The following is a 13,319-nucleotide window of genomic DNA, read 5'->3' on the forward strand; positions in this document are numbered from 1 at the left end:
GCGGGCGCGACTTTCGTCGCGCCCGCGTCCTGCATTTCGGAAACCGAGATTACGGCTTCTTGGCAGCCGGAGCAGCAGCCGGCGCAGCAGCCGGAGCGGCGGCCGGAGCAGCAGCCGTCGAATCCTTCTTGGTCGTGTCAACAGCAGCCGCCGGGGCAGCAGCAGCCGAATCAGCGGCAGGAGCCGCAGCCGGGGCCTCATCCTTCTTGGCGCAGGCGGCGAGCACGAGCACAGCAGCGACGAGGGCAATGCGCTTCATTGAGAAATTCTCCAAAGGAGGGACACATAAGGCACAGCGCGAGACTGCGCCTTGGTACGCAGTGCTCGAACGCGCTGAAATTACAGAGTCTGGGTGCTCCGTCAAGACATCTGGCATGCGCTCGAAACGGGGGCCCATGCCGACGCTGTACGACGCGCCTTCGCTCTGCCTCTGGCACGACGCGACACGCGGTCCCGTCACGCACCGACGCGCACCAAAGTGGAACAGCGCAATATATGACCTAACTGCCGAACACGCAAGCAGTTGCGGACGGACCGCCGCCGTGGCGCTTCCCGGGGGGCCAATCGGCACCCTATCTTCCGACTTTCCCCGCCGAAGTGGGCGGCCTTCCCCTTGATCCGGAGACCCATCGGTGACGGAATCCGCCGTTCAGGCAATCCGGGGCGCGTGCCCGCACGACTGCCCGGATACCTGCGCCCTCATCACGACCGTGGAGAACGGCCGTGCGGTGCGCATCCAGGGCGATCCGGATCATCCGTTCACGGCCGGCTTTCTCTGCGCGAAGGTCAACCGCTACCTGGAGCGCACGTATCATCCCGAGCGGCTGCTGCATCCCCTGAAGCGGATGGGCAAGAAGGGACGCGGCGAGTTCGCGCGCGTAAGCTGGGACGAGGCCCTGCGCGACATCGCGGCGCGGCTGCGGGCGATCGCCGACGGACCGCACGGCCCGCAGGCGATCCTGCCGTACTCGTATTGCGGCACGATGGGCATGCTGCAGGGCCAGTCGATGGACCGCCGCTTCTTCAACGCCCTCGGCGCGTCGAAACTCGATCGCACCATCTGCAGCACGGCCGGGATGTGGGGAATGCGCATGACGGTCGGCGCCAGCGTCGGCGCCGATGCGGAGGGGATCCCGTCGAGCGACCTCGTCATTCTCTGGGGAACGAACACGCTGACGTCCAACCCGCACCTGTGGCCGTTCGTGCGGCAGGCGCGCGAACAGGGCGCGCGCGTGCTCTGCATCGATCCCCTCCGCACGCGCACCGCCGACCAGTGCGACGAGTGGCTGCCCATCCGTCTGGGCACCGACGCGGCGCTCGCGCTCGGCATGATGCACGTGCTCTTCGCCGACGGCCTGCAGGATGACGACTACCTGACGCGCTTCACGCTCGGCGCCGAGGCGCTGCGCGCGCGCGCCGCGGAGTATCCGCCGGAGCGCGTCGCCGCGATCACGGGACTTCCCGCCGAGCGGATTGTCGCGCTGGGGCGCGAGTACGGGCGCTCGAAGGCCGCGTTCCTGCGCATCAACTACGGCCTGCAGCGCCACGGCGGCGGCGCGATGGCCGTGCGCACCATCGCCTGCCTGCCGGCGATCACCGGCCACTGGCGGCGACCCGGCGGCGGCGTGCAGCTCTCGACGAGCGCGAACTTCAAGTACAACACCGCCGCCCTGGAGCGCCCCGAGCTGTCGCCGGAGGTGCGGACCATCAACATGATCCGGCTGGGCGACGCGCTCACGCGCTCTGACGCGGGCGTGGGCGGTCCGCCGGTGCAGGCGCTCGTCGTCTACAACTCGAACCCCGCCGCCGTCGCGCCGGACCGCAATGTCGTCCTCACCGGACTGCGTCGCGAGAATCTCTTCACGGTGGTGCTTGATCACTTCCAGACCGACACGGCGGACCACGCGGACTACGTGCTGCCGGCCACGACGCAGCTCGAGCACTGGGACGTGCACTTCGCGTACGGGCATCACTACGCCACGCTGAACCGGCCGGCCATCGCGCCGCTGGGCGAGAGCAAGCCGAACACGCAGATCTTCCGCGAGATCGCCGCGGCGATGGGACTCGCGGACGCCGTATTTGCCGATGATGACGACGCGCTGCTGCGGCAGGCCCTGTCGTCCACCGACCCGAAGATGGCCACGGTGACTTATGACGCGCTGATGACGAACGGCTGGGTGCGGCTGAACGTCCCCACGCCGTATCTCCCGTATGCCGAGGGCGGCTTTGCCACACCGAGCGGAAAGTGCGAGTTCTACTCGGCCCGCATGGAGGCGATGGGACTTGATCCGTTGCCGGCGTTCACGCCGCCGCACGAGTTTCCCGAGGAGGTGCCGGAACTGGCGGCGCGTTTCCCGCTCACGCTCGTCTCGTCACCGCGGCACCAATTCCTGAACTCGACCTTCGTGAACATCGCGTCGCTTCGCCGCGATGCGGAACCGGAGATCACCGTGCACCCCGACGACGCGGCGCCGCGGGCGATCGTCGACGGCCTGCCCGTGGTGGTGTTCAACGACCGCGGCGCCTTCACGGCGGTCGCCCGCGTCTCGGACAGCGTGCGGGTCGGCGTGGCGTGGGCGCCGAGCGTCTGGTGGGGGAAGTTCACCAGCGACGGCCACAATGCCAACGAGACCACGTCGCAGCGCACCACCGACATGGGCGGCGGTCCCGTCTTCTACGACAACCTCGTGGAGATCGCGCCGTCGGAGTGACTAGTCGCCGTGCCGTAGCTCCGGATAGCGGCGAAGCGCCCAGAGCGCGTAGACGCCCATTACAGCGGCCATGCCGCCGATCGCGAGCGGCGTGCCCCAGTGGCGCGCGATCCATCCGCTGAGGAACGAGCCGATGGGGTTCGTGCCGATATATACCGCGACATAGATCGAGATGACGCGCCCGCGCAGCGCGTCGGGGGCCGCCGACTGCAGGAGCGCGTTGATGACCGCGCTGTTGACGACCATGCACGCGCCGACGCCGAACAGCACGACACCCGTCAGGAGTTCGGTGCGCGACAGCGCCGCCAGCACGATCAGCGCCGGGAAGGCCAGCGATGTGACCACCAGCGCGCGGTGCCGCTTCAGGCGCGGTCCGGCCGCCGCGATGCTGAGCGCGCCGATCATCGCGCCGACGCCCACGCAGGTCATCAGCACGCCGTAGCCGCCGGCGCCCAGGCCGAGCACGTCGCGCGCCAGGACCGGCAGCAGCGTGAGGATCGGGATGCTCAGGAGCGAATAAACGGCCACCACCTGCATCAGCACGGCCGTCAGCCGGTGCGTGCGCACATGGGCGAACGCTTCCCCGAGGGCGTGCAGCGGGCGCCGGGCGGCGACGACGGGCAGGTGCGGCAGGCGGATCATCGCCAGGCTGATGAGCACCGCCAGGTACGAGAGCGCGTTGATGCCGAAGCACCACGAGAGGCCGAAGCGCGCGATCACGATGGCGGCGAGCGACGGACCGACGATGCGCGCGAAGTTGAAGCCGCTCGAGTTGAGCGCGATCGCGTCCATCACGTGTTCCTTGCCCACCATCTCGATGAACAGCGACTGCCGCGCCGGAATTTCGAACGCCGAGATCACGCCGCCGAGCAGGGCGATGGCGATCAGCCATCCGATGGTCATGTGCCCGGACCACGTGAACCACCAGAGCAGCGTCGCCTCGGCGAGCAGGAACGACTGCGCGATCGTCACCACCCGCAGGCGGCGGTACTGATCGGCAACGAGGCCGCCCGGGAGCGAGAGGAGGAGAATGGGCAGCGTCCCCGCGGCCGCGACCACGCCGACGAGGAAGGCGTCGTTGGAGAGCTGGAGCGCGAGCCAGCCCTGCGCCACCTGCTGCATCCATGTGCCGATGAGCGACGTCGTCTGGCCGGCGAAGAAGAGCCGGAAATTCGGCGAATGCGCGAGCACCCGAAACGGATTCAGCGACGTGCGAACGGACATCGAACAAAGATCGCGAGTGGACGCGATGAACGACAGAGCGACACCGCGCGGCTTGACCGCGAGTTTCCCACGCCGGTAAACTCCCTGCATGATCTCGGCGTTCTCGGCGGCCGTTCTCGGGTTCCTGCTTGGCCTCCGGCACGCCACGGATGCCGACCACGTGGTCGCCGTCACCGCGATCGTGACGCGCGAGCGCACGATGCGGCGCGCCGCCTGGATCGGCGCGCTCTGGGGGATCGGGCATTCGCTCACGGTCTTCGTCGTGGGCGGCGCGATCATCGCGTTCCGCATCGTGATCCCGCCCCGCATGGGACTGCTCCTCGAATTCGGCGTGGCGCTGATGCTGATCTTCCTCGGCTTCAGCAACCTGCGCGGCGGTGACCGGGATGAGGACCACGGGCACACGCACGAGTTCGATCACCGGAAGCCGCTGCTCATCGGCACCGTCCACGGGCTCGCCGGATCGGCGGCGGTGGCGATTCTGGTGCTGGCCGCCATTCCGCAGCCGGCGTGGGCCGTGGCGTATCTCGTCGTCTTCGGGGTGGGGACCATCGCCGGCATGATGCTCGTGACGGTGATGCTGGCGGCCCCGGCGCTCTACGCCGGCGAGCGAATGGCGCAGCTGCGCGGCGGCATCCGCCTCGCGGCGGGCGCATTGAGCCTGGGATTCGGGTTGTTGCTCGCGCGTGAGCTGATCGTGAACGGCGGCCTGCTGTCCGACGCGCCCTCCTGGAGCCCCAAGTAGGCACTGCCGCCGGCCGCGCTACGCGACCGGTGGCTCGTCCCGAGGCGCCGCACCACGCGGCGGCTCGTCGGGCGACGGCGGCGGGGTGGCCCGCACCCCTGTTGGCGTTTCGCCGGTCGCTGCCGGAAAGGTCCCGGTGTGTATCCAGTGCGGCCGCGGGAGGCTCGCGCCCGCCCAGACGCTGTAGAGGCGCGAGCCCACGGCGACCGCCACCGCCGCAAAGACGGCAAACGGAGCGTGGAACTTCTGCAGGACGGTGAAAACCAGCGCCCCGGCGAATGCCGACGTCGTGTAGAGCGTGGTGCCGTGGCGGAAGACCACGGGGATCTCGTTGACGAGCAGGTCACGCATGATCCCGCCGCCCGTGGCGGTGACCACTCCCATCAGGACCGCGACCGTGGACGGCAGCTTCAGGTCGAGCGCCATCGTCACGCCCACCACGCTGAAGAAGCCGAGGCCGAGCGCATCGACGAACTCGCCGCGCGCCACCAGCTGCCGCGACCAGTCGTGCACGCGACGACTGTAGACGAACGGCAGGCAGAGCGCGAAGATGACGATGAGATACTCCCAGCGGCTCACCCAGAAGAACGGCCGCCGGTCGAGCAGCACGTCACGCATGGTGCCGCCCCCGAACGACGTGACGACGGCGAGCGCATACGTCCCGACGAAGTCGAGGTTCTTCTTGGATGCCGTGATCATCGCCGAGAGCGCGGCGAGGACGACGGCGAGGATCTCAAAGAGGAGGAGAGGGGACAGGGGGAGAGGGTGCGGAGGTTTGGTGAGGGGGGCGGGGTGTGGTGAGGGGGGAGGAGGGACGGTCCGCCCGCCTCCTGAACCTAACCAACTCGGCCCGGAGCGGCCGTGGCGGTGTGCGTCGGCTAGTTTATCGCGCATGCCGTCTCCCCGACGACGCCCCGCCCCGGTTTCCCGCCCGGCGCCTGAAGAGGCGCGCGAGTTCTCGCGCCGACTGCGCGCCTGGTATCGGCGGAACGCCCGGGTCCTGCCCTGGCGTGAGACGCGCGACGCGTACCGTATCCTCGTGTCGGAACTGATGCTGCAGCAGACGCAGGTGTCGCGGGTGATGGAGTTCTACGCGCGGTTTCTCGCTCGCTTCCCCGACCTCGCCGCGGTGGCCGCGGCGCGCGAGCGGGAGGTGCTCGCGCAGTGGAGCGGACTCGGCTACTACGCGCGGGCGCGCAATTTGCACAAGCTCGCGCGCCGCGTCGTCCGCGAGGAGGCGCACGTCTATGGCGGCGCGCTGCCGAAGGAGCCCGAGGCCCTGCGCCGCCTGCCGGGCGTCGGCGCCTACACGGCCGGGGCGGTGGCGAGCTTCGCCTACGAGCGGCGCGCGGCCTTGGTGGACACCAACGTGGCGCGCGTCCTGCAGCGCGTCTTCGCGCCGCGGCTGAACCGCAAGCGGGCGCGCGACCTCACGCGGTTGTGGGTGATCGCCGAGGCGGTGCTGCCGCGCACCGGGCGCGCCGCGTGGACGCACAACCAGGCGCTGATGGAGCTGGGAGCGCTGGTGTGCACGGCGCGGGTGAAGCATTGCCGCCGGTGCCCGCTGCGGACACTCTGCAGGTCGGCGACGACTGAGGATATGGAATCCGGATTGTGATAGAGGATCGCGATTGCGGATCGTGATTAGCGATTGGGGGGCGCCGAGTCTCGGCGCCCCCCAAATCGTGCATCGGAATCCGCTGTCGAAATCCCGGATCGCAGTCCGGATTCAGGATCCTCGATCTTACTTCACGATCTTGTGCTTGTAATCCAGCGCCGACTTGTACGGGCGGTCGCCGTAGCCGGTGTAGATCTGGCGCGGGCGGGCGATCTTCTGCTCCTTGTCGAGCAGCATCTCTTCCCACTGCGCCATCCACCCCGCCGTGCGCGCGATGGCGAACAGCACGGTGAAGTAATCCGTCGGGAAGTGCAGCGCCCGATAGATGAGGCCGGTGTAGAAGTCGACGTTCGGGTACAGCTTGCGCTTGATGAAGTACTCGTCGCTCAGGGCGATGCGCTCGAGCTCGAGCGCGATCTCCATGTCCTTGCCCATGCCCGTGATCTTGAGCACCTGGTCGCAGAGCGACTTCACGATCTTGGCGCGCGGATCGTAGCTCTTGTACACGCGATGGCCGAAGCCCATCAGGCGCGACTCGCCCTTGCCGCTCTTCACGTTCTCGATGAAGGCGGGGATGTTGCTCGGGTGGCCGATCTCCTCGAGCATGCGCAGCACCGCCTCGTTGGCGCCGCCGTGCAGCGGGCCGTAGAGCGCGTTGATGCCGGCCGACACGGCCGAGTACGGATCGACGTGCGACGAACCGACGGCGCGCACGGCGTTGGTGGAGCAGTTCTGCTCGTGGTCGGCGTGCAGGATGAAGAGCACGTCGATGGCGCGGGCGAAGACGGGATGCGCCTCGTACTTCGGCTCCGACATGCGCGCGATCATCGAGAGGAAGTTCTCGGTGTACGGGAGCGCGTTGTCGGGATAGACGAGCGGGAGCCCCTTCACGTGCCGGTACGCGAACGCCGCGATGGTGGGCATCTTGGCGAGCAGGCGGACGAAGGCGATGTCGCGCTCCACCGGATCGTGGATGGCCTTGGCCGTGGGGTAGAACGACGAGAGGGCGGAGACGCCGGCGGCGAGCATCGACATCGGGTGCGCGTCGTAGCGGAAGCCGGTGAGGAACTGCTTGATGTTCTCATGCACGTACGTGTGGTACGTGATGTCCTCCACCCACTTGTCGTACTGCGGCTGCGTCGGCAGCTCGCCGTGGCGCAGCAGCCACGCGACTTCGAGAAAGCTCGCCTTCTCGGCCAGCTGCTCGATAGGATATCCGCGATAGCGCAGGATGCCCTTGTCGCCGTCGATGAAGGTGATGGCGGAGCGGCACGACGCGGTGTTCATGAACGCCGGGTCGTACCCCATGATCCCGAAGTCGTCGGGCTTGACCTTGATCTGCTTCAGGTCAGCGGTGCGGATGGTCTCATCCGTGATCGGGGCGTAGTACACCTTGCCGGTGCGCGAGTCCTTGATCTCGAGATGATCTCCAGCGGGCGGCCCCTTGGCCGCATCGGTCGTACCAGACATGGTCGTCTTCCAGAACCCGATTAGGAGACCGCGGCGTCGCATGCCGCTGGCGCAACGCGGACTCGGTCAATGTTGTGGGGACGGCCATTGGCCTACCCCGGCGAACAGAAACACCTAGTGGAATCAGTAGGGGCGCGCGTGAAGCTTCAAGCTACTCCAATGTCACGCGATGCCGTATCATGAACGGCGCACACGGGCAAAACGTTATGTGAATTGCGCACGTTGCGTAGGCGCAACTTTCCCTACATGGCCATCCTGAATCCCGCTGACGTCCACAACCTCGAACCTGCTCGCCTGGCGCTGGTGGCGCTGGCCGCGGCGGGGGGCGGCGCCGTCAACGCCATCGCCGGGGGCGGCACCCTGCTGACCTTCCCCGCCCTTATTGGGCTGGGCGTACCGCCTCTGGTGGCGAACGCCACCAGCACGGTTGCCCTCTGGCCGGGGACGCTGACCAGCTTCTGGAGCTACCGCGACGCCCTCCGCGGCGCGCGGGCCTGGACCGTGCGCTGGGCGCTGCCGAGCCTGCTCGGCGGCAGCACCGGGGCCGTCCTCCTTCTCTGGACACCGGAACGGAAATTCGCCGACAGCGTGCCGTGGCTGATCTGGGGCGCCACGCTGCTTTTCATCCTGCAGGGCCCCCTGATGCGATGGGTCGTCGGGCACGCGCCGCACACGCCGGATGGTGAGGCGCTGCCGCCGCCGCGCAGCGGCTTCATCATCTACCAGTTTCTCGTCGCGGTGTACGGCGGCTATTTCGGCGCCGGCGCAGGGATCCTGATGCTCGCCGCGCTCGGCATGATGGGGCTCACGAACATCCACACGATGAACGGCCTCAAGAACTGGGGCGGCCTGAACATCAACGTCGTAGCGGTGCTGATCTTCGCGGTCAGCGGCATCGTCGACTGGCCGATCGCGCTGACGATGGCCATCGGCGCCGCGATCGGCGGCCTCGTCGGCGCGCGCATGGCGCAACGGGTCGGCCAGCAGTGGGTGCGGAGAGCGATCATAGCAATAGGCCTTAGCAGCGGCGCGTGGATGCTCTTCCAATAGAGAGACAACAGAGAGACAACAGAGAGACAACAGAAAGACAACAGAACGGGCGTCTATTGTCTCTCTGTTGTCTCTCTGTGGTCTCTCTGTTGTCTCTCTGTTGTCTCTCTGTTGTCTCTCTGCTCCTACGGCATAGGTTTGGTGCGCTTCCCCCATGTCGGTGGCGCTGGCTCCTTCATGGCTCGCTGTACGGGCTTGGCAGCGAGTAGGCGCAAGGCCTCCTGCACCGCGCGCTCGAGTTGCGGGTCGCGGCCGGCCGCGACGTCCTTCGGCCAGTTTTCGACGTCCACGTCCGGCGGCGTGCCGACATTCTCCACGTCCCACTGATCGTCACGGCGGAAGAAGCCGCCGCGCGGCGCGATCATGGAACCGCCGTCGATGAACGGCGGCGTGTCGGCCGTGTGCACGAGCCCGCCCCAGGTGCGCTTGCCGACGAGCGTGCCGATCTTGCGGTGCTTGAACATCCACGGCATCAGGTCGCCGCCGGAGCCGGCCTGCTCGTTGATGATCATCACCTTCGGCCCCCAGATGCCGGCCGCGGGCGAGGTGAACGGCACACGGTCGCCAGCCACGTTGTTGAAGTAGCCGTCGAAGTCGCGCCCGAGCACGTCGATGATGTAATCGGCCGCCGAACCGCCGCCGTTGAAGCGTTCGTCGATGATCGCACCCTGCCGGTCCTGCTGCGCGAAGTAGTAGCGGTTGAAGCTCGTGTATCCCGGCTGGCCGGTGTTGGGCAGGTGCACGTACGCGAGCTTCCCATTCGACAGCGAATCCACGACGCGCCGGTTGTGTTCCACCCACGCGCGGGAACGCAGCCCCTGGTCGCTGGCCACCGGGATGACCGTGACCCGGCGCGCGCCCTCCGCCGCCGGCTTGTCGTTCACGGTCAGCACGGTCTGCCGCCCGGCGGTGCCGTCGAGCAGCCGGTACAGGTTGTCGGGCGCACGCAACTCCTCGCCGTTCACGGCGATCACGTAGTCGCCGACGCGCACGTCGACGCCCGGCACCACGAGCGGGGCCCGCAGGTCGGTGTTCCAGCTCTCGTTGTCGTAGAGGCGCGTGATCCGGTAGCGCCCCTGGTCGATGACGAAGTCGGCGCCGAGCTGGCCGCCGGTGTTCTGCGGCACCGCCGGCAGGTCGCCGCCGCGCACGTACGAGTGGCCAATGGCAATCTCGGCCCCCATCTGGTCCATCAGGTAATTCAGGTCGCTGCGATGGTTCACGTACGGGAGGAGGGCGCCATACATCGTGCGCATCTTCGTCCAGTCGGCGCCGTGCATGTTCGTGACGTACAGGTAATCACGCTGGTTGCGCCATCCCTCGTTGAAGATCTGCTGGAACTCGAGCCTGGGATCGATCCACGCACGCAGCGAGGCATTCACGCGACCGGCGCCGGGCTGCGGCGGCGCGCCCGCGGCGTCCACGATGAACAGCGCCGGCGCCGCCGGCGCGCCAGCGGGACCGCCGCCGAACCCACCGCCGCTGCGATACAGCAGCTTGCGCCCGTCGGGACTGACTTCGTAGTCGGCAATGCCCGCCACGAAGACCGTCGCGCGACGATCGCGCAGCTGGTACCGGTGCAGCGTCTGGCCGCCCTGGGCCTGCCCGGTGCCGGTGGCCGGCAGGTCCTCGCTGAGGAAAACGGTGCCCGGCAGTCCCGCCATCAGCTTGGCATACGCGCGCGTGGCAACGCCCGGCACGCTGACAATTCGCGACGACAGGCCGTCAAAGTCGATGGTGACGGTGGCGGCGGGCTTCGGGCGCGCATCGGTCCCCGCCGGAGCGGCCGGCGCCCCTTCCGCCGGAGCCGGTTCGTTGCCCCGCACCGCGCGCGTGGCATTCGGCGCCGGCGTCGCCCCCGTCTCCTCGTCACTTTCCGGCAGCAGCGGCGATGGTTCACCCTTCGCGAGGATCGCGAAGTACAGCCCGTACGTCGTCTCGAACGGGTAGTTGGTCATGTCGAGCCACTGCGACTTGAGCCCGAAGTCGGTGGACGCCAGGAACCACAGGTACTTGCCGCTCGCGTCGAAGGCCGGCCACGTGACGTCGGACAAGCCATCGGTCACCGGTTTGGCGATCCCGCTCTCGACGTTCACCGCGACGATCTGCTTGTAGAGCGAGTTCAGGTGGCGCACATACGCGATCCACTTCGAATCCGGACTCCACACCGGATTCATCGTGCGCGCCGGCACCATCCACGGATCGTCGCCCATCACCTTGGCCTGGCCACTCGACACCTCGAGCACCCAGAGCTTCAGGTCGGTGTCGGTGTACAGGATCTTCTTGCCGTCCGGTGACCAGGCCGGCGTGTAGTAGTGCTTGTGATTGGGCAGCGCGATCTCGCGCGGCGGCGCGAGGCCGTCCGCCGGTTCGATGTAAAGCTTGTACTCGCCGCTCTTGTCGCTGAAATACGAGATCGACTTGCCGTCGGGGCTCCACGCCGGATCCCGCTCCGCCGACGCGCTCGACGGCGCGATGTTGCGCACGTCGCCCTTCTCTGCCGGGATCGTGAAGATCTCGCCGCGCGCCTCCGCCACCACGCGCTTGCCCGTCGGGCTGAGCGCCATGTTGGTGATGCGCGGCGTCACGTCCTTCCATCCGGCCATCATCCACGGGAAATCGCCCGTCGCCGTGATGCTGACGCGGTGTTCATTGCCGCTCTTCGGATCGAGTTCGTGGATATACCCCGCCTGCTCGAAGACCACGGCGCCCGCCCCCGCGTCGAGCGACTTCACGTCGAAATCGGCGAAGTTGGTGACCTGCGCGAGCTTCTTGGCCTTCGTGTCGTACGACCAGACATTCGCCACGCCGTCGCGATCGGAGATGAAGTAGACGACGTCACCCAGCCAGGCGGGCTCGACGTCCTTCGAATCGGTCCACGGCGGCGTCTCGACCTCTAGCGTCTTGAGATCGGCAATCCAGATGGGGCGGTTCTGCCCACCACGATAGTTGCGGCGCTCCTCGTCCCAGCTGTTGTTCATCCGGTACGCGATGCGCTTGCCGTCGGGGGCAAGGCGTCCCTGATAGCCGCGGTAGATGTTGAGGTACGTCTCCGGGCCGCCGCTCACCGGCACCGTGTAGAACTTTGGCGCCGCCGACGGGCCGAAGGTCTCGCGTGTCGACGAGAAGAGGATTGCCTTGCCGTCCGGCGTCCAACCCTGCACCAGATCGGGGGCCGAGTGCCAGGTGAGGCGCGTCGGGTTGCCGCCCTCGACCGGCACCACGTAGACGTCGGTATTGCCGCCGTACTCGGCGCTGAACGCGACGAGGCTCCCGTCGGGCGAGAGCTTCGGATTCTGGGTCTCACCCTGGAACGACGTCAGCCGGCGTGCCGCGCCGCCGGCACGATCCACGATCCAGATGTTCTGGGCGTAGGCGAAGGCAATGTGCTTCGCACTCACCGAGGGCGCCCGCAGCATGCGAGTCTGCGCGGGGAGCGCGGCGGCACAGCAGAGGCTCGCGAGGAGCCACGACAGGCGGAGACGAGGCATCGAAGTGACGATTGGGGGTGGCGGGTGCGCCCCCGGCGTTGGGGGCACCCATACGAGCAAAGGTGCGCACGGTGCGCCAGAGGAGTCTAGGGGGACGTGACGCACGAGACACCAGACCGGGGCGTCTTGCGTAGGGATCACGAAGTCCCGGGAATTTCCTCTTGCGGATCAACCCCAGCCGCCCGCCATGTCCGATCAGTCTCCGACATCGCACCGCCTTGCGCGCCGAGAGTTCCTCGCGGCCGCCACCCTTGGTGCGGCCGGCTTGCTCACATCGTGCGATGTGCTCGACCTGACAAGCCCCAAGGCCTCGGGGAGCGCACGGCTGACGGCGCGCCCCGGAATTCCACAGACCGCGGGACCGCGGGGGCTGCGTCCCCTCGGCCTGGGCAACGCGCTGGCCGACGGTGTCGTCTACGTGACGGCAAGGTACAGCGACGCCACGCCAGCGCCGTTCGTCCTCCTGCTGCACGGGGCGGGCGGAACCGGCGCGAACTTCATCAACGCCTTCGTGCCCGAAGCCGATGTGTCGGGGCAGATCCTGCTCGCGGTCAATTCGCGCAAGGTGACTTGGGACGGTGTGGGCAACGGGAAGTTCGGCCCGGATATCGCGTTCCTCGACCTCGCGCTCCACGACACGTTCTCGAAGTACGCGATCAGCGCGACGCGCCTGGCGGTGGCCGGCTTCTCCGACGGCGCGACGATGTCACTCGCCGTCGGCCTCGCCAACGGCGACCTCTTTCCCCGCGTCATGGCGTGGTCACCGGGCGGATTGATCGGCCGCGAGCACCGGGGGACGCCGGAGTTCTTCGTCAGCCACGGCACGCTCGATCCGGTCATCGCCGTGCGTGCGACCCGCGATGACACCGTTCCCGCCCTGCGGAAAGACGGCTATCAGGTGACCTATCGCGAGTTCAGCGGCGGGCACACGATTCCCGGGGACGTGCTGCACGACGCGATGAGCTGGGCGGCTCGGTAATGGATGGCAGGCGACGGGGGGGGGGGGGGGG

10 protein-coding genes are annotated in these 13,319 nt (G+C 67.9%); 5 read left to right on the forward strand and 5 right to left on the reverse strand.

What is annotated here, in order from left to right; genetic code table 11:
- Positions 1 to 49: 49 nt before the first annotated feature.
- Positions 50 to 259 (reverse strand): hypothetical protein, encoded by a 210-nt coding sequence (locus VGJ96_08405; protein HEY3287127.1) that lies wholly within the window; start codon positions 257 to 259, stop codon positions 50 to 52.
- A 373-nt stretch (positions 260 to 632) separates the two neighbouring features.
- Between VGJ96_08405 and VGJ96_08410 the strand changes: the two genes are divergently transcribed.
- On the forward strand, positions 633 to 2,711 hold the full coding sequence (locus tag VGJ96_08410; GenBank protein ID HEY3287128.1) for a molybdopterin oxidoreductase family protein: 2,079 nt from the start codon (positions 633 to 635) through the stop codon (positions 2,709 to 2,711).
- On the opposite strand, the gene VGJ96_08415 is transcribed toward VGJ96_08410, so the two are convergent.
- Positions 2,712 to 3,935, reverse strand: coding sequence for an MFS transporter (locus VGJ96_08415; GenBank protein HEY3287129.1), 1,224 nt, complete (start codon positions 3,933 to 3,935; stop codon positions 2,712 to 2,714).
- An 88-nt stretch (positions 3,936 to 4,023) separates the two neighbouring features.
- Between VGJ96_08415 and VGJ96_08420 the strand changes: the two genes are divergently transcribed.
- A complete protein-coding gene (locus VGJ96_08420; GenBank protein ID HEY3287130.1) occupies positions 4,024 to 4,680 on the forward strand; it encodes a hypothetical protein in 657 nt (218 codons plus the stop codon).
- An 18-nt stretch (positions 4,681 to 4,698) separates the two neighbouring features.
- Here the strand turns inward: VGJ96_08420 and VGJ96_08425 are convergent, their stop codons facing one another.
- Positions 4,699 to 5,574 (reverse strand): trimeric intracellular cation channel family protein, encoded by an 876-nt coding sequence (locus VGJ96_08425; GenBank protein HEY3287131.1) that lies wholly within the window; start codon positions 5,572 to 5,574, stop codon positions 4,699 to 4,701.
- On the opposite strand from VGJ96_08425, the gene VGJ96_08430 reads away from it, so the two are divergent.
- Positions 5,573 to 6,298 carry a hypothetical protein gene (locus VGJ96_08430; GenBank protein ID HEY3287132.1) on the forward strand — a complete coding sequence of 242 codons (726 nt, stop codon included), beginning with the start codon at positions 5,573 to 5,575 and terminating at the stop codon, positions 6,296 to 6,298. The two genes, VGJ96_08425 and VGJ96_08430, sit on opposite strands and share 2 nt — an antisense overlap.
- Positions 6,299 to 6,424: 126 nt before the next feature.
- On the opposite strand, the gene VGJ96_08435 is transcribed toward VGJ96_08430, so the two are convergent.
- Positions 6,425 to 7,768 (reverse strand): citrate synthase, encoded by a 1,344-nt coding sequence (locus VGJ96_08435; GenBank protein ID HEY3287133.1) that lies wholly within the window; start codon positions 7,766 to 7,768, stop codon positions 6,425 to 6,427.
- A gap of 246 nt (positions 7,769 to 8,014) precedes the next feature.
- Between VGJ96_08435 and VGJ96_08440 the strand changes: the two genes are divergently transcribed.
- Positions 8,015 to 8,818 (forward strand): sulfite exporter TauE/SafE family protein, encoded by an 804-nt coding sequence (locus VGJ96_08440; protein ID HEY3287134.1) that lies wholly within the window; start codon positions 8,015 to 8,017, stop codon positions 8,816 to 8,818.
- A 125-nt stretch (positions 8,819 to 8,943) separates the two neighbouring features.
- Here the strand turns inward: VGJ96_08440 and VGJ96_08445 are convergent, their stop codons facing one another.
- Complete coding sequence (locus tag VGJ96_08445) at positions 8,944 to 12,309, reverse strand: PDZ domain-containing protein (protein ID HEY3287135.1); 3,366 nt, start codon at positions 12,307 to 12,309, stop codon at positions 8,944 to 8,946.
- A gap of 187 nt (positions 12,310 to 12,496) precedes the next feature.
- Between VGJ96_08445 and VGJ96_08450 the strand changes: the two genes are divergently transcribed.
- Positions 12,497 to 13,288 carry a hypothetical protein gene (locus tag VGJ96_08450; protein HEY3287136.1) on the forward strand — a complete coding sequence of 264 codons (792 nt, stop codon included), beginning with the start codon at positions 12,497 to 12,499 and terminating at the stop codon, positions 13,286 to 13,288.
- The last annotated feature ends 31 nt before the right edge of the window (positions 13,289 to 13,319 follow it).

Source organism: Gemmatimonadaceae bacterium (assembly GCA_036504815.1).
GTDB lineage: Bacteria > Gemmatimonadota > Gemmatimonadetes > Gemmatimonadales > Gemmatimonadaceae > PNKL01.